The 23,770-nt window shown below is 35.4% G+C and carries 15 protein-coding genes; 11 read left to right on the top strand and 4 right to left on the bottom strand.

Annotated features, from left to right (window positions below; translation table 11 throughout):
- Window positions 1-386 precede the first annotated feature (386 nt).
- Window positions 387-1,829, bottom strand: coding sequence for an alpha-amylase (locus FNW52_RS15105; protein WP_143378278.1), 1,443 nt, complete (start codon window positions 1,827-1,829; stop codon window positions 387-389).
- An 822-nt stretch (window positions 1,830-2,651) separates the two neighbouring features.
- Here FNW52_RS15105 and FNW52_RS15100 point away from each other — a divergent pair.
- From FNW52_RS15100 to FNW52_RS15070, 7 genes are all read left to right on the top strand, one after another.
- Window positions 2,652-4,082, top strand: coding sequence for a peptidylprolyl isomerase (locus tag FNW52_RS15100; protein WP_143378277.1), 1,431 nt, complete (start codon window positions 2,652-2,654; stop codon window positions 4,080-4,082).
- A gap of 143 nt (window positions 4,083-4,225) precedes the next feature.
- On the top strand, window positions 4,226-5,179 hold the full coding sequence (locus tag FNW52_RS15095; RefSeq protein ID WP_143378276.1) for a MoxR family ATPase: 954 nt from the start codon (window positions 4,226-4,228) through the stop codon (window positions 5,177-5,179).
- Between the two features lie 334 nt (window positions 5,180-5,513).
- Window positions 5,514-8,285 (top strand): bifunctional aconitate hydratase 2/2-methylisocitrate dehydratase, encoded by a 2,772-nt coding sequence (locus FNW52_RS15090; RefSeq protein WP_143378275.1) that lies wholly within the window; start codon window positions 5,514-5,516, stop codon window positions 8,283-8,285.
- Between the two features lie 122 nt (window positions 8,286-8,407).
- Entirely contained in the window at window positions 8,408-10,675 is a 2,268-nt protein-coding gene (locus tag FNW52_RS15085; RefSeq protein ID WP_143378274.1) for an aconitate hydratase, read from the top strand.
- Between the two features lie 418 nt (window positions 10,676-11,093).
- Window positions 11,094-11,726: a hemolysin III family protein gene (locus FNW52_RS15080; RefSeq protein ID WP_143378273.1), complete on the top strand. Its 633-nt coding sequence runs from the start codon at window positions 11,094-11,096 to the stop codon at window positions 11,724-11,726.
- Window positions 11,727-11,938: 212 nt separating this feature from the next.
- Window positions 11,939-13,585: a peptidoglycan endopeptidase gene (locus tag FNW52_RS15075; RefSeq protein ID WP_143378272.1), complete on the top strand. Its 1,647-nt coding sequence runs from the start codon at window positions 11,939-11,941 to the stop codon at window positions 13,583-13,585.
- 150 nt (window positions 13,586-13,735) lie between these two features.
- The gene (locus tag FNW52_RS15070) at window positions 13,736-15,145 is read left to right on the top strand and encodes an APC family permease (protein WP_143378271.1); all 1,410 of its coding nucleotides are present in this window, start codon (window positions 13,736-13,738) and stop codon (window positions 15,143-15,145) included.
- A gap of 370 nt (window positions 15,146-15,515) precedes the next feature.
- Here FNW52_RS15070 and ald read toward each other — a convergent pair whose 3' ends face one another.
- Complete coding sequence (gene ald, locus FNW52_RS15065; RefSeq protein WP_143378270.1) at window positions 15,516-16,610, bottom strand: alanine dehydrogenase; 1,095 nt, start codon at window positions 16,608-16,610, stop codon at window positions 15,516-15,518.
- A gap of 175 nt (window positions 16,611-16,785) precedes the next feature.
- Between ald and FNW52_RS15060 the strand changes: the two genes are divergently transcribed.
- The gene (locus tag FNW52_RS15060) at window positions 16,786-17,271 is read left to right on the top strand and encodes an Lrp/AsnC family transcriptional regulator (protein WP_255515611.1); all 486 of its coding nucleotides are present in this window, start codon (window positions 16,786-16,788) and stop codon (window positions 17,269-17,271) included.
- 192 nt (window positions 17,272-17,463) lie between these two features.
- Window positions 17,464-18,336, top strand: a complete 873-nt coding sequence (locus tag FNW52_RS15055; protein ID WP_143378269.1) for an Rpn family recombination-promoting nuclease/putative transposase — start codon at window positions 17,464-17,466, stop codon at window positions 18,334-18,336.
- 613 nt (window positions 18,337-18,949) lie between these two features.
- Here FNW52_RS15055 and FNW52_RS15050 read toward each other — a convergent pair.
- Window positions 18,950-20,398 (bottom strand): glyceraldehyde-3-phosphate dehydrogenase, encoded by a 1,449-nt coding sequence (locus FNW52_RS15050; RefSeq protein ID WP_143378268.1) that lies wholly within the window; start codon window positions 20,396-20,398, stop codon window positions 18,950-18,952.
- A gap of 363 nt (window positions 20,399-20,761) precedes the next feature.
- Window positions 20,762-22,162 (bottom strand): S1C family serine protease, encoded by a 1,401-nt coding sequence (locus tag FNW52_RS15045; protein WP_143378267.1) that lies wholly within the window; start codon window positions 22,160-22,162, stop codon window positions 20,762-20,764.
- 139 nt (window positions 22,163-22,301) lie between these two features.
- Here FNW52_RS15045 and dapF point away from each other — a divergent pair, with 139 nt between their 5' ends.
- On the top strand, window positions 22,302-23,084 hold the full coding sequence (gene dapF, locus FNW52_RS15040; RefSeq protein WP_143378266.1) for a diaminopimelate epimerase: 783 nt from the start codon (window positions 22,302-22,304) through the stop codon (window positions 23,082-23,084).
- Between the two features lie 131 nt (window positions 23,085-23,215).
- Window positions 23,216-23,743 (top strand): GNAT family N-acetyltransferase, encoded by a 528-nt coding sequence (locus FNW52_RS15035; protein WP_143378265.1) that lies wholly within the window; start codon window positions 23,216-23,218, stop codon window positions 23,741-23,743.
- Window positions 23,744-23,770 lie beyond the last annotated feature (27 nt).

Raw genomic sequence — 23,770 nt, 5'->3', positions numbered from 1 at the left:
TAATTGTGAATGTTGGTTTCTTGGGTATTAGTTCTAATCAGGGCAAACGCCTTAATATTTTTCGCTACGACTCGAGCGATAGTGAACAGGCGAAGCAATTACACGAATTATCACAAATTTTATTGATTTTTTAAAATTTAATTCGCTTCGCCTGTTCGCTTCGCTCGAGTCACGAATTCTAAGGATTTGTGTAATTTAAACAAATAATTATTCGTGTGAATTTGTGTATCCCGATAACCATCGGGACGTGTCTGATTTTTTTTAAAAGCGTTTGCCGTGTAGTTTTAATTGCTTTATGATTGCTTAGTTTGTGTTAGCAATAGGATAAAAAAAAGAGGCTGCCTATTTGTGACAGCCTCTTGGGAATTGTTATTCTATTTTAGGTTCTACATATTAATAGACCAAACACTATATCCTTTTGGTGGACATTGAATTTTCACCCATTTGTCGCCTTGGGTTGTCGGAATCCAAGATGAGGCACCTGTAAAATCCTTAATCTGAGCATTGCTCCAATTGGTTTGAATCCATCTTTCCTGCCAAGACGTTGAATTATTTATGTAAACTACCAATCCAGGATTACCATTGTATCCATTTCTTCTGGCAATGTATTCGTCATTATCAGTATATAAAATCGAAGTGGTTCCAGTGGCTTTCTGGTTGTGAATCCAGATAAGGTTATTTAGTTTGGCTTTATTTAACCATTCTTCATAATCTCTGTAAAAAATAGTCGGATAACCTTCGTGTGTTAGGATATAAGCATAAGCAAGTTCTTTAGTCCAAATTTCATCGGTGTCGTGATTGGTGACAAAAGTAACCGCCTTGTATGGGTTTCTTTTCCACATCATGTCATCATTAAGTAAATTAAGATTGTTACCGTCAAATGCATCATTCATTTTGTAGTAGCAAGCAAAGTCGAATACAGAGCTGTTTGCGTTGTTTGCCCAGTCATTTAGGGCGTTTACGTTAGAATCCCATAATTCGCCAACAGAGAATCCGCCTACGTTAGCATTCCAGTCTTTTATTACCCAAGAGCCAAAACCTTTTACGTAGTCAAATCTCCATCCGTCAAATTTCATGGTGTTTTTGTAATATTTACCTACACCGTCTGTTCTTTTCCAAAGCCAATCTTGCACATTTGGCGCTGCATGACACAAATCTGGAAATCCTCCGAAAGCACCTTCGTCGTTATTTCCGAAGGAATTTTTGTAAAAATCTGCATACGTTCTTTTGAACTTTCCTGAAGCTACCCCAGTGAAATTTGTCCAAGTATTGGTTCCTGTAAATGGATTGCTTTCAGAAGCTCCTCCGCTGTTATGATTGATTACTATATCGGCATATACTTGCATGTTTTCAGTATGTGCTTTGGTAATTAAACTGACTAATTCTGTTTTTGAACCAAATCGGGTTTCTGTTGAACCATTTTGATTGAAATCTCCGAAGTCAAAATAATCGGTAGGGTCATATCCCATTGATAAGGCTCCGTTTTGTGCTTTAGACGCTGGAGGTAACCAGATGGATCCAATTCCTGAATTTGACCATTCTGTTACTTTGGTGGCAACCGTATTCCACCAGTTTCCACCTGCAGGAACATCCCAGTAAAAGGCTTGCATCATAACGCCTCCACCAGGATTTGCAACATATTTACCTGTTAAAGAACTAGTTGTTTTGCCTGTACTAAAGGGATGGCCGTCATGATGGGTAACGTTGACTATTTTGTCATGTACTTCAGTGAGCGAAGGCTCTTTTGTAGAATCTTCGTTCGAATTACAAGAATAAAAACCGATAGTTAATGCGGTTAAGAAATACAACTTAAAATTTTGCTTTTTCATTAAATAGTAATTTAGGTTAATAATTAGGGTTTGGTTATTGGGCTATTTTTTTAATCCGATTTTAGGATTTCGAATAATTGGGTCGTCATTATAATGGAATTTTGTTTCTATTTGTCAGAAAATCAAGTGTTTTACTTTGTTTTTAAATGATAAAACAACTTTTTTTTGCTAATGTATATAAATTTTTACGTGCTCAATAATGGACTGTTTTTATTTGTCTACTATTACGTTGTAGTGTTAAAAACTTATTCTAATTTGTGTGAATTGCTAATTTTATGAGTTTTATTTGATTATTATTTTGGTGTTTTGCGTTTTTTATAAAAAAAATGAAAAAACATATTATGTAGTAAATTGCGGTTTTAATTATGATATTTTCTTTCGGTATTTAAAATAAAATTTTTTAAAGCAGTTTTTATAAAGTTGTTTAGTCGGGACAGGGGGAATCATATTAACAAAAAGAATACTATACTATGTTTGAAATTATAGTTTTTTTGCGTTTTAAAGCAAGGTTGTTTTTTAATGAATTCGAATCTTGATGGCGGAATTGATTCTAAAAACCATTTCTTTAAAAAAAGGAGCCAGAAAAAGAACTTAATAATTTTTTGTTAATAGTACTGGGGAAACTTGTTTAATGCATTCGAATTGTTATTTTTGTTCGGTTTAAGTTTCGAGAATTGTAAGTATTTTGCTGAATTAATGTATTTTAATCGCGCGAAACTTTAAATAAATCTTTTGTTTTGGTTTAAAAGCGCTGTATTTTAGAGCGGTATGTTTTTTGTTCGAAACAGATTCTTTTTTAAATAATATTATAAATAATAAATAATGCCTTTAAAAATTGTACAAATGAATTCCATAACCAATAAAGTTGTGTTGACTTTTTTTCTTTTGTTTTTGTCTTTATCTTTTGTGAATGCACAAGTAATTATAAAAGACAGTGTTGTTGCTACTACAAAATTGACGGTGCCGTCTGGGAAAAAATTAAAAATTGACGGAGTTGTTGGTACGGTTGGGGATTATATTATTTTGGATTCGGATATTGATAAATCTTTTCTTGAAATCACAAGTCAAGGCGGGTCTATTAAAGATATTACCAGATGTCAGGTATTGGGTAAATTACTCGAAGATAAATTATATGCCCATCAAGCGGTTCAAGATAGTGTTGTCGTTAGTGATGCCGAGGTAAAAGGGATGATGGATGAAAGGCTAAACTATATGGTAGAGCAAATTGGTTCTATGGATAAAGTGGTGAAGTATTATCAAAAAGATTCGGAAGAGGAGTTTAGAACTTATTTCTTTGATGTGTTGAAAGAGCAAAAGCTAACTAGTGAAATGCAAAAGAAAATTGTAGATAAAGTAGAGATTACGCCAGAGGAAGTTCGCGAGTTCTTCAAAAAAATACCTGCTGCAGATTTACCTGTTTTTGGTGCAGAATTAGAAGTGGCTCAAATTGTGATTAAGCCTAAAGTTACGGATGCCGATAAGCAAAAAGTAATTGATAAATTGAATAGTTTTAGAAAAGAATGTCTAGAAGGATCCAGTTTTGCAACGAAAGCCGTTTTGTATTCTGAAGATCCGGGTTCTAGTAAAAACGGAGGCTATTATAAAATGACTCGTAAAACTCCTTTTGTCAAAGAGTTTAAAGATGTTGCATTTAGTCTTGCTGAGGGGGAAATATCAGAACCTTTTGAGACTACTTTTGGGTATCATATTATTTATGCAGAAAAAATTAGAGGACAAGAGATAGAGTTGCGACATATCTTGATAAGTCCGGTAGTTACTCAAGAGTCGTTGAAAGAGGCTAAAGAAAAAATTTCTTTAATACGAAAAAAGATTATGGATAAAGACATCACTTTTGCGGAAGCGGCAAGAACGATGTCTGATGAGAAAGAAACAAGAGCAAATGGTGGGGCATTGGTAAATACTAAAACACAAGATACCCATTTTGAATTAACAAAAATGGATCCTAAAATTTATGGTCAAGTGTCTAATTTAAAAGACAATGAGATTTCTTCACCGTTTTTGGAAGATGAACAAGGGAAGAAAGATTATAAAATTATGGTTGTAACCAATAGAATTGATGCACACACCGCTGATTATGCTAAGGATTATGTCAAAATTAAAGATTTGGCCTTGAAGGAAAAGCAGATTAAAGCTATCGGAAAATGGTTTGATACCAAAATAAAAGATACTTATATAAAAATTGTAGGAGAGTATAGAGATTGTACTTTTACAAACAATTGGCTTAAGAAGTAGGGATTTAGGATTGAAGATTAACTCTCGATAGCTATCGGGACTGATTTTAGATTTCTTGTGGTCTTCATTTTAATCTAAAATTTGTAATCTGTTATTTGAAATCTGCAATCTAAAATCGTTAATCTAAAATCTAAAATTACAATATGTCCGACGTAGCAGCAATACAGAATTTAGTTCAAAAACGTAACGAGCTAAAAAACGAAATCGCAAAAATCATTGTGGGGCAAGAAGCTGTCGTTGATCAGATTTTGCTTTGTATTTTTTCTGGAGGTCATGCGTTGTTGGTAGGAGTTCCGGGTTTGGCAAAAACGTTGTTGGTAAATACTTTGGCGCAAGCATTAGGGCTTGACTTTAAGAGGATACAATTTACTCCGGATTTAATGCCTTCGGATATATTAGGAAGTGAAATATTGGATGAGAACAGGCAGTTTAAATTTATAAAAGGTCCAATTTTTTCGAATATTATATTGGCTGATGAGATCAATAGAACGCCGCCCAAAACACAAGCTGCTTTATTAGAAGCTATGCAAGAGCGTTCGGTTACTATTGCAGGGGAAAATCACAAATTAAGCTTGCCTTATTTTGTGCTAGCCACTCAAAACCCAATTGAGCAGGAAGGAACTTATCCTTTGCCAGAAGCTCAATTAGACCGTTTTATGTTTGCTATAAAACTAGAATATCCTTCTTTTGAAGAAGAAGTTCAAGTGGTAAAACGCACGACTTCGGATTCAGAGAATGTTGTAAATCCACTGTTTACGGCTCAGGAAATTATTGATTTCCAGCATTTGATCCGTCGTATTCCCGTTGCGGATAATGTGGTAGAATATGCGGTAACGCTGGTGAGTAAAACGCGTCCGGATAATGCACTTTCGAATGAGTTTGTGAAAAATTATTTAGATTGGGGGGCAGGGCCAAGAGCGTCGCAGAATTTAATTTTGGCTGCCAAAGCCAATGCTGCTTTTCATGGTAAATTTTCTCCGGATATAGAGGATGTAAAAGCGGTTGCAACTGGAATATTGCGTCATAGAATTATTAAAAACTACAAGGCCGATGCCGAAGGAATTACCGAAGAAATGATAATCTCAAAATTGATATAAGTATTTACTGTGCTATTTTTAATTAAATGCTGCGTTCTTAATCGAATGCAGCATTTTTTTTTAAAACTAAATTATGGCTTTATTGTAAAATAGATTTTAAATTACGGATTTCTTACTTTGGAGGCCTGAATTCAATTTTATTTCAATATAATTCATGTAAAATGATTATTTTACAATAATAATTTTTAAAAAGGCGACTTCTATTAAATTTTTTTAAATTCTCGTCTTTAATTCCTAAATTTGCGTACAAAAAATAAAAACACCTATTTATTGTGGCTTTTGACATTGAAATAATCAAGGAAATCTGCCATTAACATTAGAAAAGACCTCTATTATGAATACTTATAAGGATTACATCCAAGAGATTGAAGAAAGAAAAAGCCAAGGGCTTCACCCGAAACCGATTGATGGCGCTGAATTATTAAGCGAAATCATTGCGCAAATTAAAGATTTGAATAACGGGTACAGAGCAGATTCTCTTAACTTCTTTATTTACAATGTTGTTCCTGGAACTACTCCTGCTGCTACTGTAAAAGCTAATTTTTTAAAAGAAATCGTTCTAGGTCAATCAGTAGTTGCTGAAATTACGTCTGCTTTTGCTTTAGAGTTGTTATCACACATGAAAGGTGGAACTTCTATAGCCGTTTTACTTGATTTAGCTTTAGGTAATGATGTTGCTATTGTAAATGACGCTGCAGCTGTTTTAAAGACACAAGTTTTTCTTTATGAAGCAGATACAGATCGTTTAGAGGCAGCTTTTAAAAGCGGTAACGGAATAGCTACAGCAATTCTAGAGAGCTATGCTAAAGCTGAGTTCTTTACTAAATTACCTGAAATAGCAGAAGAAATTAAGGTAATTACTTTTATTGCTGGTGAAGGAGATATTTCAACTGATTTACTATCTCCAGGAAACCAAGCGCACTCACGTTCAGATCGTGAACTTCATGGAAAATGTTTAATTTCTCCTGAAGCACAAGCTGAAATCAAAGCATTAGCAGAAGCGAATCCTGATAAGAGCGTGATGTTAATTGCTGAAAAAGGTACTATGGGTGTGGGTTCTTCAAGAATGTCAGGTGTAAACAACGTGGCGCTTTGGAGTGGTAAACAAGCAAGTCCTTATGTTCCATTTATTAATATTGCTCCAATCGTTGCAGGAACAAACGGTATTTCTCCGATTTTCCTAACAACTGTTGACGTTACTGGTGGTATTGGTCTTGATCTTAAAAACTGGGTAAAAAAACTGGATGAAAATGGTAACGCTGTTCGTAATGAAAGTGGGGATCCTATTCTTGAGGAAGTGTATTCTGTTGCTACTGGTACTGTTCTTACAATCAACACAAAAACAAAAAAACTTTATAACGGAGATAAAGAATTAATAGATATTTCTAAGGCATTTACTCCTCAGAAAATTGAATTTATAAAAGCTGGTGGTTCATACGCAATTGTATTTGGAAAAAAACTTCAAACATTTGCATCAAAGACTCTTGGTATTGATATTGTACCTGTATTTGCTCCATCAAAAGAGGTTTCAATTGAAGGACAAGGTCTTACAGCAGTAGAAAAAATATTTAATAAAAACGCGGTTGGTTCAACTCCAGGTAAAGTTTTACATGCTGGTTCAGATGTTCGTGTTACCGTAAACATTGTTGGTTCACAAGATACAACTGGTCTTATGACTTCTCAGGAATTGGAGTCTATGGCTGCTACTGTGATTTCGCCAATTGTTGACGGTGCATACCAATCGGGTTGTCACACTGCTTCGGTATGGGATAATAAATCTAAGGCAAATATTCCTAGACTTATGAAATTCATGAACGACTTCGGATTGATCACAGCTCGTGACCCGAAAGGCGTTTATCACGCAATGACTGATGTAATTCACAAAGTACTTAATGATATTACTGTAAACGAGTGGGCTATCATCATCGGTGGTGACTCTCATACCAGAATGTCTAAAGGTGTTGCTTTTGGTGCTGACTCAGGAACAGTTGCTCTTGCACTTGCTACTGGTGAAGCTTCAATGCCAATTCCAGAATCTGTGAAGGTAACGTTCAAGGGAGATATGAAGGGGTATATGGATTTCCGTGATGTGGTTCATGCTACACAATCTCAGATGCTTAAGACGTTTGGTGGCGAGAATGTATTTCAAGGCAGAATCATTGAGGTTCACCTTGGAACTCTTAATGCTGACCAAGCATTTACGTTTACGGACTGGACTGCAGAAATGAAGGCAAAAGCTTCCATCTGTATTTCTGAGGATGATACCTTGATTGAATCACTAGAGATTGCGAAGGGTAGAATTCAGATCATGATCGACAAGGGTATGGATAACAAAAATCAAGTTCTTAAAGGATTGATTGCTATAGCTGATAAGAGAATTGCCGAGATTAAATCAGGTGAGAAACCAGCTCTAAGACCGGATGCAAACGCTAAGTATTACGCTGAAGTTGTTGTAGATCTTGATCAGATTGCTGAGCCTATGATTGCTGACCCTGACGTGAATAATGCTGATGTTTCTAAACGATATACGCACGATACCATCAGACCGCTATCTTTCTATGGAGGGGTTAAAAAAGTAGATCTTGGATTTATTGGTTCTTGCATGGTTCACAAGGGGGATATGAAAATTCTTGCTCAAATGCTTAAGAACATAGAAGAGCAAAAAGGTAAGGTAGAGTTTCTAGCACCTCTTGTAGTAGCACCACCTACCTATAACATTGTTGATGAACTTAAGGCCGAAGGGGACTGGGATGTTTTAAGAAAATACTCTGGTTTCGAATTCGACGATAATGTTCCTAAAGCTTCGGCGCGTACAGAATACGAAAACATGCTGTATCTAGAGCGTCCAGGTTGTAATCTTTGTATGGGTAATCAAGAAAAAGCATCCAAAGGAGATACGGTAATGGCAACATCTACTCGTCTTTTCCAAGGAAGAGTGGTAGAAGATACTGAGGGTAAAAAAGGAGAGTCTTTGCTTTCTTCTACGCCGGTTGTGGTTTTGTCTACAATCCTTGGTAGAACTCCAACAATAGAAGAATATAAAACTGCAGTGAAAGGTATTAACTTGACTAAGTTTGCACCTTCACATAAGCTGCTAGTAAAATAATCACATAATTAGTTAATCATATTCAAAAGCCTGAGCCATAAACTCAGGCTTTTTCTTTATATCTACTCAATTTTTTTGTACCTTGTGAAGTCTAAATAAAATAACAAAAAACACTTATTATTATGGCTTTTGATATTGAAATGATTAAAAAAGTGTACGACAACATGACGACTCGTGTTGATGCAGCACGTGAGATAGTTGGTCGCCCACTTACTTTAACAGAGAAAATTTTATACAACCACCTTTGGGATGGAGTTGCATCTAAAGTTTTTACAAGAGGTGCTGACTATGTGGATTTTGCTCCGGATAGAGTAGCTTGTCAAGATGCTACTGCTCAAATGGCTTTGTTGCAATTTATGCATGCTGGAAAAAAAACAGTTGCTGTTCCAACAACGGTTCACTGTGATCACTTGATCCAGGCCAAAGTTGGTGCTTCCACAGATTTAGCTGTAGCAAATACTCAGTCAAAAGAAGTATTTGATTTCCTTTCTTCAGTTTCAAATAAATATGGTATTGGTTTCTGGAAACCAGGTTCAGGTATTATTCACCAAATTGTTTTAGAAAACTACGCTTTCCCAGGAGGAATGATGATTGGTACTGATTCTCATACTGTAAATGCTGGTGGATTAGGAATGCTAGCCATTGGAGTTGGTGGTGCTGATGCAGTAGATGTAATGTCTGGAATGTCTTGGGAATTGAAATTTCCTAAATTAATCGGAGTAAAATTGACCGGAAAATTATCTGGTTGGACAGCTCCTAAAGATGTTATCTTAAAAGTAGCCGATATTCTTACTGTAAAAGGTGGAACTGGTGCTATTGTAGAATATTTTGGAGAAGGTGCCTTGAACATGTCTTGTACCGGAAAAGGAACTATTTGTAATATGGGTGCCGAAATTGGTGCTACAACATCTACATTTGGTTACGATGATTCTATGCGTAGATATTTGGCAGCTACAGGTCGTCAAGACGTTGTAGATGCTGCTGATAAAGTGGCTTCTTACTTGACTGCGGATGCTGAAGTATACGCTGATCCAGCAACTTATTTTGATCAAGTTATCGAAATTAATTTGTCTGAATTAGAGCCACACATCAACGGACCTTTCACGCCAGACCGCGGAACTCCAGTTTCTAAAATGAAAGCGGAAGCTGCTGCAAATGGATGGCCATTGAAAGTAGAATGGGGATTGATCGGTTCTTGTACCAACTCTTCTTACGAGGATATGGCACGTGCTGCTTCAATCGTAAACCAAGCGGTAGAGCATGGAATTACTCCAAAAGCTGAATTCGGAATTAATCCAGGTTCTGAGCAAATTCGTTACACTATTGAAAGAGACGGTATCATCGCCACTTTCGAAAAAATGGGAACTAAAGTATTTACAAATGCTTGTGGACCCTGTATCGGACAATGGGATAGGGCAGGTGCTGATAAAGGCGAGAAAAACACTATCGTACATTCATTCAACCGTAACTTCTCTAAAAGAGCAGACGGTAACCCAAATACTCACGCTTTTGTAACTTCACCAGAAATGGTAGCTGCATTGGCTATCTCAGGAAGATTGGATTTTAATCCATTGACTGATACTTTATTGAACGATAAAGGGGAAGAAGTGAAATTAAACGCTCCGTTTGGAGATGAATTGCCAAAAAGAGGTTTCGCTGTTGAAGACGCAGGTTTTCAAGCACCAGCCGAAGATGGATCAAGTGTTCAAATTACCGTAAGCGAAACGTCAGATCGTTTGCAATTGTTGGCTCCATTTGATGCATGGGACGGTAAAAATATTTCGGGAGCTAAATTATTGATCAAAGCTTTTGGAAAATGTACTACAGACCACATATCTATGGCAGGACCATGGTTGCGTTTCCGTGGACATTTGGATAATATCTCAAACAATATGTTGATTGGTGCGATAAATGCATTCAATCAAAATGCAAATTCGGTTAAAAATCAGTTGACAGGTGAGTACGATGCAGTTCCTGCAGTTGCCCGTGCCTACAAAGCAGCTGGTGTTCCTTCTGTTGTTGTTGGAGATCATAACTACGGAGAAGGATCTTCTCGTGAGCATGCCGCTATGGAGCCTCGTTTCTTAGGGGTAAAAGCTGTATTGGTAAAATCATTTGCGCGTATCCACGAAACAAACCTTAAAAAACAAGGGTTGTTAGGATTGACATTTGCTACCGAAGCGGATTACGACAAAATCCAAGAAGATGATACGATCAACTTCATTGATTTAGTTGATTTTGCTCCAGGAAAACCATTAACCTTAGAATTCGTTCACGCTGATGGAAGCAAAGATACCATCTTGGCAAACCACACTTATAACGAAGGACAAATTGGTTGGTACAAAGCGGGTTCAGCATTGAATTTGATTGCTGCTGCTAGTAACGCATAAGCTTTTAAAACATATTTTTATGTCTAAAACTCTCAAGATAACTTGAGAGTTTTTTTTGTGACTCTAGGTGTTATTGAGTTTTAATTAATTACCATTAATTGTTATATTATAGTCCAATGGTTTTGGTATAAGGACTAGGGAAATGGAAAGTAGAAAAAATAGTCCAGACAAGTTTGTGTGTGATATGATCAATATTTCAGGGATTAATAATGTTCTTGAAATCGAAAAATCATGTCGAATAAGAATCAAAGAAAACGACCCGACACTAGTAATCGTTAATCAATAAAGATGACAAAGGGTAAAATACTTTGTTGAATGAAATGGTTTGAAATTGAGATGTTTTTCGTAAATTAGAATGATTAAATTTAATCAATTATCTTATTTTGAATAGGAAGGGAGATTGTAAACAACAAATACAATGTTACATAGAGAGCAAACACGAAGTGAGGAATTAGCCAATGGAATTTCACATATCCTAGGAGTGCTTTTTTGTTTGATAGCAATGCCTTTTGTGATTGCGACTGCTTATAGACGGGACGACCCAATTACGGTATTGTCTGTTATTATTTTTGGTATCGGAATGTTATTGGTGTACACTTCTTCGGCTTTGTATCATTTGACTAAGGACGAAAAGACAAAGCGACTGCTTAATACTGCAGATCATATTAGTATATATTGCCTTATTGCAGGAACCTATACTCCGCTTATGGTGAAGTATTTGAATCATGATACTGCGATTGTTTTTCTTGGAGCGATGTGGTTTATTGTGGTTTTGGGAACTGTTTTTAAAGTTTTTTGCGCCAAGCGATTTGAGTTTGTCTCCACGTTACTTTATTTAGCAATGGGCTGGATGATCATCTTTGTCATAAAACCATTGTGGCATACTGTTCCTACAGCTGTACTTGCTTGGATTCTTGCCGGCGGAATAAGTTATACTTTTGGTGTTTATTTTTTTGTAAAGGGAGATAAACGCTACTATCATACTATTTGGCATTTCTTCGTTCTTTTGGGAACGGTATTTCATTATATCGCTATTTATATAAGTTTATAAAATTCTTTTAATGGGTTGTGATTTGCTTTAAAAAGGATGGAATTGTTGTATTTTCTAAAATTTTAGTAATCCTTTAACTTTCTAATCTAACAAATAACTTATATTTGTAAATCTTGAAAAAAAACATTTTTGAGAGACAAAATACAGCAAAATTCAATAATTCGCCTCGAAATCGCTTGTATTTGTAAAAATGAGGTAGAAATTAAAAATGTATGAAGTATTTTAGAGTAATTGTTTTTGTCCTGACTTTGTGTAGTGTTAGTGTTTTTTCGCAAGATAAAAATATCAAACATAGCATAGCAAAAGGGGAAACAATTTCTAGTATTGCTGAAAAATATAATGTTTCTGCCGCTTCTATTTACAAGCTCAATCCAAAAGCTAAAAAAACCTTGCAACTGAATCAAGTACTATTGATTCCAAATTCGGATGCAAAAAAAACGAATAAAGTGGTTGCGATTCCTGAGAAAACTATAGAAATTAATCACGAAGTCTTATCCAAAGAAACACTTTACGGAATTGTAAAACAATACAAAACGACTACCGAGTTACTCTATAAAGCTAATCCAAAATTAGAAACGGAAGGTTTAAAAGTTGGTCAAACGATTACTATTCCAACAGTAGGATTGACCAAAAAAGAAGTCGCAAGTCTATCCAATAAAAATACTTTCGAAATTGTTGCAACTGAACCAATGACGCATCAGGTGAAACCGAAGGAATCTTTGTATTCCATTGCCAAACAATACTCCGTTACTATTAAAGAATTAAATGAAGCCAATCCTAAAATTGGTAAGAAGGGATTGAGTGTAGGACAAATGATTGCGATTCCAAGTAATGGTAAATCATCTGCTGAAGCTGTTGTTGCAGAAGAAAAAGCAATTCAAGAGACATCGAATGTAGCTGTAATTCCTAAAAATAAAGAAATAGCGCAAAAAGAGAGCGTAGTTACAAAAGAAACTGAAGCAGGTACTCCAAATGAAATTACGCCATTGATCCATAAGGTCAAGTCGGGAGAATCTTTGTATGTGATTGCAAAAGAATACGCAATTACCTTGAAACAATTGAAACAAGCCAATCCAAAAGCAGGAAGAAGAGGTTTGAGTGTTGGGCAGATGATTGTGATTCCAAGCAATGGAAAATTAGAGGGAGAATCTGTTGTTTCAGATAATAAAGAATCGGTTCCAGTTGTTGTGGAAAGTACAAAAGAAGATAAAGGAATAGAGACAGATACTCAAAATGCAGGTACTGATCTTGTTCATGAGGTATTGCCAAAAGAAACCAAATACGGTATTGCCAAAAAATATGGAATTACAGTAGGAGTTTTAGAAAAGCAAAACCCTGCCATTCAACAAAAATTATTGGTTGGTTCAAAACTTACTATTCGTGTTCCAAATTCGACTATTGGAACTGCCACTAATGAGGAAGTTATTGAGACTAAAGAAACGGAATCTAATTCTACAATAACAATATCTAATGAAAACTTAATTGATCAATTGATCGCTTCGGCTTCTGATAATATAGGGACACGATACCGAAGTGGTGGTACGACAACCGCAGGATTTGATTGTTCTGGTTTTATGTGTTCTACTTTTGGAGGTTTTGATATAAAATTGCCAAGATCTTCTATCGAGCAATCTAGTTTTGGAGAAAGAATTGAAACCGAAAATGTACAAAAGGGGGATTTGATTTTCTTTAAAACAAACGGTAGAAGTAGAATCAATCATGTAGGGATGGTTGTTGAAGTGGTAGATGGAGAAATTAAATTCATTCATTCCTCTACACATGCCGGAGTGATTGTTTCCTCTACTAAAGAGCCTTATTACCAACGTAACTTTGCGCAGGTAAATCGGGTTGTGAAATGATATCTTTTTAAAATATAAACGAATTGAACTCTTAAGGAAACTTAAGAGTTTTTTGTTTTTAGGATTTAATTTCTTTGTAGAAATGCTATTTTTAATCATTTTCTAAAAAAAAGTATATCTTTAGCCAACCAAAAAAATAAACCAAAAAAAATGGAAGAAAACAAACCTGGAGAATTTAAAAAGGAATTAGGATTATTAGATGGAACAATGCTTGTGGTAGGTTCCATGATCGGTTCAGGGATATTTATTGTAAGTGCCGATATCGCCAGACAAGTGGGGTCTGCGGGTTGGCTTATATTAATATGGCTGATCTCAGGATTGATTACTATGATTGCTGCCGTGAGTTACGGAGAATTGAGCGCTATGTTTCCAAAAGCAGGTGGACAATACGTTTATCTGAAAGAAGCGTATAATAAATTGATAGCCTTTTTGTATGGCTGGAGTTTCTTTGCAGTAATTCAAACCGGTACTATCGCAGCGGTTGGGGTAGGGTTTTCTAAATTTGCCGCCTATTTGTATCCACCATTAAGTGACGAAAATGTTTTGTATGAATTGGGTGCTTTTAAGCTCAATGCTGCTCAGATAGTTTCTATAATTACGATTGTTTTGTTGACGTATATTAACAGCCGAGGGGTAAAAAACAGTAAAATTCTTCAAACGGTTTTGACGGTTATCAAAATTTTATCTCTTTTTGGTCTAATTGTGTTTGGATTCATTCTGGCAGCCAAAGCTGATATTTGGAATGCCAACTGGACTGACGCCTGGAGTTCAAGAGCTTTCGATGTAGAAAAGGGATCTTGGATGCCTATTGGTGGAACAGCTTTGTTAACGGGGATTTCAGCCGCCATGGTGGGTTCTTTGTTTTCTAGTGATGCTTGGGTAGGTGTTACTTTTATAGCGGGTGAGATTAAAAATCCAAAGCGTAATGTGGGATTGAGTTTGTTTCTTGGAACGTTGATTGTGACTGTTATTTATATCCTGACCAACTTAATGTACCTTGCGGTAATTCCTTTTCAAGAAATTGCAACGGCAAAGTCGGATCGTGTAGCGGTGGTTGCTTCTCAATATACCTTTGGCGACATGGGGACGATTATTATAGCGTTGATGATTATGATTTCGACTTTTGCCTGTAATAACGGATTGATTATGGCTGGAGCGAGAGTGTATTATACGATGGCAAAAGATGGTTTGTTTCTTAAAAAAGCAGGGGAGCTGAACAATGCAGGTGTGCCAGCATGGGCTTTGTGGATTCAATGTTTATGGGCTTCGCTATTGTGTTTGACGGGTAAATATGGTGATTTGTTGGATTTTGTAATCATCATTGTTTTGATTTTTTATATCCTTACTATTTATGGAATTTTTATTCTTAGAAAGAAAATGCCTGAGGTTGAAAGACCGTATAAAGCTTTTGGATATCCATTCCTTCCATTGGTTTACATTATTATAGCTGCTGCAATTTGTGTTGGGTTATTGTTTACTAAATTTTCAACTTGTGGTTGGGGAGTCTTGATAATGCTTACTGGAATTCCAGTGTATTATTTGACTAAACCGAAGGAGTAGTTTTTAGTGATCAGTTAGGGCAAACGCATGAGTTTTTTTACCGCAGATTCGCAGATTTTAATGAAAATTTCTATCATGAATTAACCGCTTTCAGCTGAATTAGCGCAAATTAGTTTCTATAAAATTGCAAAATTCTGCTTTTCAAGAAATAAATCTGCGAATCTGCGGTTGTTTTTAAAACTCATGTGTTTTCCCTGAGTGCTTATTAAGTGAATTATGTTTAAAACAAAAAATCCGTCTCATATAAAAGTGAGACGGATTTTTTAGTTTTTAAAAAACAGAAACCCCGTTTTCTTGAGGAATAAAACGGGGTTTTCTAGTGTAGTAAGCACTTATTTAATATTAGGAAACGGGTTCTTAATACTAACTCTTAATTCAAAGGAAGGTTCCAAGCATCGGCAACACCTTTGTAAAGGATTTTTCCGTTGGCAATGTTTAATCCTTTGTTTAATTCTTCGTTCTCAGCACATGCTTTTTCCCATCCTTTGTTTGCCAATTGCAAAGCGTAAGGTAAAGTAGCATTGGTAAGTGCCAATGTAGATGTATAAGGAACTGCACCCGGCATATTAGCCACACAGTAATGTACAATATCGTCAATGATAAAAGTTGGGTTTTCGTGAGTTGTAGGAGTACAAGTCTCGATACAACCTCCTTGGTCTACCGCTACGTCAACCACAACAGTTCCGGGACGCATTAATTTTAGCATGTCACGTTTGATTAAGTGAGGTGCTTTTGCCCCTGGAATTAATACAGCTCCAACAATTAGGTCAGATTCTGTAATCGCTTTGCTAATGTTGTAATGATTAGACATAATTGTAGTTACGTTTGCTGGCATAACGTCATCTAAATAACGTAAACGTGCTAAACTCACATCCATAATCGTTACATGAGCTCCTAAACCTGCAGCCATTTTTGCCGCTTGAGTTCCTACGATTCCACCACCAAGTACTAATACTTTAGCAGGAGGAACACCTGGAACACCACCCAGAAGAATTCCTCTTCCTTTTAATGGTTTTTCAAGATATTTAGCACCTTGTTGAATCGCCATACGACCAGCAACTTCAGACATTGGTACTAATAAAGGTAAGCTACGGTCTGTTTTTTCAACTGTTTCGTAAGCCAAACAAACAGCTTGACGCTCTATCATTGCATGAGTTAATGGCTCTGATGATGCAAAGTGGAAGTACGTGAAAAGTAATTGATCTTTTTTGATTAAATTGTATTCAGAAGCTATTGGCTCTTTTACTTTGATAATCATTTCAGCAATGGCATATACCTCTTCGATAGTAGGTAAGATTACAGCTCCGGCAGCAGTATATTCTTCGTCTTCAAAACCGCTTCCTTCACCTGCAGTTGCTTGAACGTAAACGCTATGTCCGTGGTTTTTCATCTCAGCAACACCTGCTGGAGTTAACGCCACACGATTTTCGTTATTTTTGATTTCTTTTGGTACACCGATTATCATATCAATAGTATTAAGTTATTGTTTCTAAATTGAAATACAAATCTAAGGCATAAAGAAAAATTTAGTGCATATCTATTTAAAATAAGAAAATATTATTTTTATTTAGTAATTTAGCATAAAATAATTCTGTATTTAAAGCTTTTTTTATTTCTAAAAAGAAAATTAATCGGATTATTTGAAGTTTAACGAATCGCTGCATGCTATGATTTTAGATGAAACTGACAGAAAAATATTGCGCCTCTTGCAGGAAGATGCGCATTTGACTTTAAAAGACATTTCGAGTAAAATAAACCTGTCTCTTACTCCGGTTCACGATCGGGTTAAACGTCTTGAAAAAGAGGGTGTTATAGAGAAATATGTTTCGATTTTGAATAAGAAAAAACTAGGTAAAAACTTAACGGTTTATTGTCAGGTAACATTAGTTAGGCAGACTTTTGATATATCGGATGGATTCAATCAAGCTATTTTGAATTTACCCGAAGTGGTGGAATGTAATTTTGTTTCGGGGAGTTTTGATTATATGCTTAAAATTGTTTTACCAGATATGGAAAGCTATCATCATTTTCATCAAAAGAAATTGTCGGTTTTGCCTGAAGTGTCCTTGATTAATAGTTTTTTTATTATTTCGGAAGTGAAGAGTACGACGGTTTTGCCGATTTAGAATTTAGAGGATAGAATTTAGAATTTAGATTTTGAAATAGACTTGATAATTGGAATGGGCACTGATTGTAAATCATATTGTAGTGGTCATAAGTAAATGAAAAACAGAGAACAAGTTTTTTAAAAACTTGTTCTCTTGCATTTAAATAGCCTCAATCTATTTGTATATTTGCACTATAAAATATACAGACCAATGAGCAAGAAACTGGTACGATTTGATTGGGCAATTAAACGACTTTTGAGAAACAAAGCCAACTTTGTTGTATTAGAAGGTTTTTTGAGCGAACTTTTATTTGATGACATCAAAATTGAACAAATTCTTGAAAGCGAAGGTAATCAAGAAACCGATGATGATAAATTTAATCGAGTAGATATCTTAACTCAAAACTCTAAAAATGAATTAATTATAATAGAGATTCAAAATACTTATGAAATTGATTATTTTCATAGAATGGCTTATGGAGTTTCGAAATCTATTTCAGAACACCATACCCTGGGAAATAAATATTCTGAAGTTAAAAAAGTAATTTCGATAAACATTGTTTATTTTGATCTTGGACACGGGCAAGATTACATATACCGAGGTAAAACCGATTTTAAAGGACTGCACCAAAACGATATTTTAGAATTATCAAAAAAACAAAAACAAACATTTTCTAAAGAAGAAGTGTATGAAATTTTTCCAGAGTATTATATCTTGAAAGTAAACCAATTCAATGATATCGCCAAAGATACGCTAGATGAATGGATTTATTTCCTAAAAAACAGTGAGGTAAAAGACAGCTTTAATGCTAAAGGACTAAAAGAAGCCAATGAAGTTTTAGATATAATGAGACTTCCTGCTGACGATCAATATGGTTATAATCGATACATGGATAGCTTGAGTTTAAAAGCAAGCGAAATTTTTTCGTTGCAAAGTGAAGCGGAGTATAAAGTAAGAGAAGATGAAAAAATTGAAATTGCTAAAAATCTAATAATTATTGGATTGAATGATGAAATAATATCAAAATCAACAGGTTTAACAATTGAAAAAATACAGGAACTAAGAAACGAGACAGAGAATTAAAACGAAAACGAAAAAGTCGAATATAAATACGGACGATGTGGTTGCATTAAAAAAAAACAGGAACAGTGAAAAAATAGTGTTTCTAGATCAATATGATTCTTATTGTAGTATTTATAGGTAAATGAAAAACAGAGAACATGTTTTTTAAAACCTTGTTCTTTTACATACATAACATTGTCGTGCGGGTAAAGTCTCATGACTTTGAGGAGAGAGTTGCAAATCCGTTATCGGGAGAATAAGCGATACACTTCCGCAAAGTATTTGGGCAATATTGTAAAAGGTAATTAATATAGTAAAATTGATGAATTGCAGTTTTTGCGTGAAGGATAGAAGCTAGCTACCGAAGTAGCGCGTATAGCCTGACAGCAGTAGGAAAGGGGTCGAATATGCGTAAAGTATATTGGGTCCCTTTTCTACTGGTGGCACGCCCAGAGTAATTTTAGATCTATGAGTTCAGATTTTAGATTTCAGAACCAAGATTTCAGAAAACAAAAAATCCGCCTCGTTTTGCAACTTGGCGGATTTCTATTGAATTCAGGTTGGATTGTAAAATTATTATCTAAAAAACTAAAATTAAAACTAAAAGCACAATTCCCAACCTGTAAACTGTATGCTAGTAATACGTAAAACGTCTTACTTTGGCAATGTATTTGGCAAGTCGAATCACTTGGTGGCTGTAACCGTATTCGTTGTCATACCAAATGTATAATACTATATTTTTTCCGTCTTTGGATACGATAGTTGCGTTGCTGTCGTATATTGATGGTGCCGAAGTTCCCACGATATCTGATGAAACCAATTCGTTATTCAAAGAATATTTGATTTGCTCTACCAATTCTCCTTCAAGCGCATACTTTTTCATGATGGCGTTGATGGCTTCAACCGAAGTTTCTTTGGTTACTTCAAGATTCAACACAACCAATGAACCATTAGGAACTGGAACACGAATAGCGTTTGATGTTAATTTACCCTCTAATGAAGGCAATGCTTTTGCAACTGCGGTACCTGCACCAGTTTCGGTGATAACCATATTGAGTGCTGCAGCTCTACCGCGACGGTATTTTTTGTGCATATTATCGACCAAATTTTGATCGTTGGTGTAAGCGTGAATGGTTTCTAGGTGTCCTTTTACAACTCCCAAAGTATCCTCAATCGCTTTTAGGATTGGAGTGATTGCATTGGTAGTACAAGAAGCAGCAGAGAAAATATCTATTTCGTCTGGATTGTACTCGTTTTGGTTTACACCATGAACGATGTTTGGAACGCCTTTTCCTGGTGCAGTAAGTAATACTTTGTCAGCTCCTTTTGAAGTTAAATGACGACTCAAAGCCTCTTTTGTTGTGAAAGCACCTGTATTATCGATCACTAGCGCCTTGTCAATACCGTATTGAGTATAGTCAATTTCTTCTGGAGTGTTTGCTGTGATAATATGAACGGTGGTACCGTTGATGATTAAAGCATTGTTTTCGACATCGGCAACTACAGATCCTTGGAAATCTCCGTGGATTGAATCGTAACGTAATAATGAAGCTCTTTTTTCTAGGCTTGAAGCATCGTTTTTGTCTCTCGTAACGATAGCTCTCAAACGCATTTGCTCTCCTTTACCTGTTTTTGACATTAATTCTCTAGCCAATAAACGACCAATACGACCAAAACCATAAAGAACTACATCTTTGGGTTGAATTTCTTCAGAGGATTTAGCTTCTTTTAATTTATCTAAAACAAAATGTCTAGCATCTGGATATTTTTCATCTTCTAATCCATACTCATAAGTCAATTTACCAATATCCAATTTTGATGGTGGTAAGTCTAGAGTAAGAATGACATTGGCAATTTCTACTGAGTCAGAAACCGAAATTGGTTTACCTACAAATTTACCTGCGTATTCGTGTAAGTTGATAATTTCGCTTACGTTTCTATCAATTAATTGATTTCGGAACAAAACCAATTCAATCGATTTGTCGTACCACAAATCGCTGATAATTTTGATTAATTCTACTCCTGAACGTCTTCTGTCGGCTTGAAACGAAACCTCTTTTTCGTATAAATCCATGTTATTCATAATTGAAAATTTGTAAAATAAATTAAAGCAATTTTTAAAATTTGGTGCAAAAGTACTTATTTCAATCGATTTCGTAACTTTTTTTATGATTTTTTTTGGATAAAAAAAAGCCAGCTTACAATTGTAAGTCGGCTTTTGGTCAGGGCAAACGACTTTAAGAAAATTTTAGCCACGAATTTCACGAATTAACACAAATTAAGAATTAATAAAAATTAATTACACGAATTTTCTGTTTTTTTTTATTAATGAATTTGTGTAATTTAAAGATGTGAAAATTCGTGTTTATTCGTGAAATTCGTGGCAACTTTTTTTTTCTTTTTTTAAAGGCGTTTGACCTGGATTTTGGTTTATAGTTTTAACGTTTTAGATAATTATTCGAATGATTTCTCCGTTTTTATTAATCATTTCGATGCGGATACTTTGTTTTTCGTCCTTATTGTTTAAAAGTTTAGAAACTTCTTCAATATTTGTTGCTTTGACATTGTCAATGCTCAAAATGATATTCCCTTTTAACTCTTCACTGTATTGCAGTAAGTTTTCATTGGTAATGGATTTAATTTTTACACCATAATCCAATTTGAATTTCTTTTTGTCGGCAGCATCGATATTTTCTATTTCGATTCCTTTGAATTCGCTATTAAAGTTCTCGTTTTTACTCAATACAACTGGAGTAACCGAGGTTTTTCCATCTCGTAAATAGGTAACTTGAATTTTGTCGTTTGGTCTTTTGGTGTTTACATAACCCGAAAGATCGGCAAAAGTGGCAATATCTTGATTGTCTAATTTGATGATGATATCTCCTTTTTGTAATTTGGCGTTGTAGGCACCCGAGTTTTTGCTTACCTTATTAATGTAAAAACCTTGTGTTTGTGTGATACCTAGTTCTTTGGAAGCATTTCCGTTTAACTCTCCACCTTCAACGCCTAGAATTCCTCTTTGTACATTACCGAATTCCATAATGTCTTCGATTATTTTTCTAGCATTATTGGATGGAACGGCAAAGGAGTAGCCAACATAAGAACCTGTCATAGATGAAATCATGGTGTTGATTCCGATCAATTCGCCACGAGTGTTTACAAGAGCGCCACCACTGTTCCCGGGATTTACGGCAGCATCGGTTTGTATGAACGATTGAATTCCTCTAGTGTCTAGATTTCTGGCTTTGGCCGAAACAATTCCCGCTGTTACGGTTGAAGTTAAGTTGTACGGATTTCCTACTGCCAGTACCCATTCCCCAACCTTAACCGAATCGGAATTGGCAAATGTGGAATACGGTAATTTTTCGTCGGCATTAATTTTCAGCAAGGCGATGTCCATTTTAGAATCGGTTCCAACGAGTTTTGCTTTGTACGTTTTCTTGTTGTTTAAGGTGATTTCAATATCAGTAGCATCTTTCACGACATGATTGTTGGTTACAATATAACCATCTTCGGAGATAATAACACCCGATCCTGTTCCTACTTGTTCTTGTTGTTGCTGTCCGCCATAGCCATAAAAATATTCCATTATGGGATTAGAAATAGTTCTTACCGATACGTTTTTTACGTGCACTACAGTATGAATCGTTTTTTCTGCGGCGACTGTAAAATCAACGTTTTCGGCACCCAAACTAGCCTGTCTTCCATAGGATTCGGGAGCAACTGTTGTAATTCCATTTTTGTTGGACGAAAAATAACCATTGTTCTCAAATAATAATTTGTATGCGCCAATGGTTGTTGCGCCACTTAACAAGGATACCAAGAATAATTTTGAAATTTGTTTCATAATATATTTAAGTTTTATTAGTTATTTGATTACGAATTTAGCGGAAATTTTTTTTCGCGCAATATGGTTTAACGCTCTTTAACAATGATTAACAATTCATTAATAGTTTGTACTTTTGTGTGACTAAAATTAAAATAAAATGCAATTAGAATTTTATAAATACCAAGGAGCTGGAAACGATTTTGTGATGATCGACAATCGTTCTGGATTTTTCCCAAAAGAAAACATACAATTGATTGCTCATTTGTGTGACAGACGTTTTGGAATAGGAGGAGACGGACTTATATTGTTAGAAAACGATTCGGATACTGATTTTAAGATGGTCTATTATAATTCCGACGGTAATCAAAGTTCAATGTGTGGCAATGGAGGACGCTGTTTGGTGGCTTTCGCCAAAGATCTAGAAGTGATTGAAGATAAAACTACTTTTATTGCTACGGATGGTTTGCATCATGCTTCATTCGAGGATAATGGAGTGGTTTCTTTGCAGATGATTGATGTTCCCACTATAACTATTAAAAATGATCATACATTCTTGAATACAGGATCTCCGCATCATGTACAAATGGTGGAAGATTTAGAACATTATAATATAAAAGAAAATGGCGCTGCTATTCGCTATGGCGAATTGTATGGCGCAGCAGGAAGCAATATTAATTTTGTAAAGAAAATAGACGATACTACTTTCAGACTTCGTACCTACGAAAGAGGGGTTGAAGATGAAACCTTGGCTTGCGGAACTGGAGCTACAGCGGTTGCAATCGCCATGAATGCTACAGGACAGACCGCTGCCACTACTGTTAATGTGAATGTAGAAGGAGGGAAATTGGTGGTGTCTTTTGATAAAAATCAAAATGGGTTTACGAATGTTTTCTTGAAAGGCCCAGCGGAATTTGTGTTTAAAGGGGTAATAAAGATTTGAGTCCCGAAAGCTTTCGGGAGAAGATTAACGATTTTAGATTTACGTAGAATCGAAAATCAGAAGTTATCTGTAGTTCGCTGTTGCTCATTTCAAAAATCAAAAATCGTTAATCAAAAATCAAAAATTCCTCAATGAAAACATTAAAAGGCGATACCATTTACATTCGAGCACTCGAACCCAATGATTTGGAGTTTATTTATGCCATAGAAAATGATCAAAGCATCTGGGAAGTGAGTAACACGCATACACCTTACAGTCGGTTTTTGGTAAAGCAGTATTTAGAAAATGCCCATCAGGATATTTATGAAGCCAAGCAATTGCGATTGGCTATTTGTCAAGATCAGGATTTTCCGGCTTTAGGGTTAATTGATTTGTTCGATTTTGACCCCAAAAATAATAGAGCGGGTGTTGGCATTGTAATTCAGGGTGTTGAGCATAGAAATCAGAATATTGGATCGGAAGCATTGGACTTACTTATTCAGTATGCTTTTTATAATCTTAATTTACACCAATTATATGCAAATATTGGATGCGAAAACAAGGCTAGTATTGCTCTTTTTACTAAATTTGGTTTCGAAAAGATAGGCGTAAAGAAAGATTGGACTTTTGTCAATGGAGTATACAAAGACGAAGGGATTTATCAACTAATTAACGTCTAAATAAGTCCAGATAATTTTCGGGATGAA

The sequence above is a fragment of the Flavobacterium sp. ZT3R18 genome, from assembly GCF_007097385.1.
Taxonomy (GTDB): domain Bacteria; phylum Bacteroidota; class Bacteroidia; order Flavobacteriales; family Flavobacteriaceae; genus Flavobacterium.
Note: the sequence above shows the minus strand (reverse complement) of the source record. Positions and strands in the feature narration are given on the sequence as shown.

Coding starts and splice junctions, on each gene's coding strand:
- FNW52_RS15070 (WP_143378271.1), top strand. CDS start 13,736: ATGGAAGAAAACAAACCTGGAGAATTTAAAAAGGAATTAGGATTATTA.
- FNW52_RS15055 (WP_143378269.1), top strand. CDS start 17,464: ATGAGCAAGAAACTGGTACGATTTGATTGGGCAATTAAACGACTTTTG.
- FNW52_RS15090 (WP_143378275.1), top strand. CDS start 5,514: ATGAATACTTATAAGGATTACATCCAAGAGATTGAAGAAAGAAAAAGC.
- dapF (WP_143378266.1), top strand. CDS start 22,302: ATGCAATTAGAATTTTATAAATACCAAGGAGCTGGAAACGATTTTGTG.
- FNW52_RS15080 (WP_143378273.1), top strand. CDS start 11,094: ATGTTACATAGAGAGCAAACACGAAGTGAGGAATTAGCCAATGGAATT.
- FNW52_RS15105 (WP_143378278.1), bottom strand. CDS start 1,829: ATGAAAAAGCAAAATTTTAAGTTGTATTTCTTAACCGCATTAACTATC.
- FNW52_RS15095 (WP_143378276.1), top strand. CDS start 4,226: ATGTCCGACGTAGCAGCAATACAGAATTTAGTTCAAAAACGTAACGAG.
- FNW52_RS15075 (WP_143378272.1), top strand. CDS start 11,939: ATGAAGTATTTTAGAGTAATTGTTTTTGTCCTGACTTTGTGTAGTGTT.
- FNW52_RS15035 (WP_143378265.1), top strand. CDS start 23,216: ATGAAAACATTAAAAGGCGATACCATTTACATTCGAGCACTCGAACCC.
- FNW52_RS15045 (WP_143378267.1), bottom strand. CDS start 22,162: ATGAAACAAATTTCAAAATTATTCTTGGTATCCTTGTTAAGTGGCGCA.
- ald (WP_143378270.1), bottom strand. CDS start 16,610: ATGATAATCGGTGTACCAAAAGAAATCAAAAATAACGAAAATCGTGTG.
- FNW52_RS15085 (WP_143378274.1), top strand. CDS start 8,408: ATGGCTTTTGATATTGAAATGATTAAAAAAGTGTACGACAACATGACG.
- FNW52_RS15100 (WP_143378277.1), top strand. CDS start 2,652: ATGCCTTTAAAAATTGTACAAATGAATTCCATAACCAATAAAGTTGTG.
- FNW52_RS15050 (WP_143378268.1), bottom strand. CDS start 20,398: ATGAATAACATGGATTTATACGAAAAAGAGGTTTCGTTTCAAGCCGAC.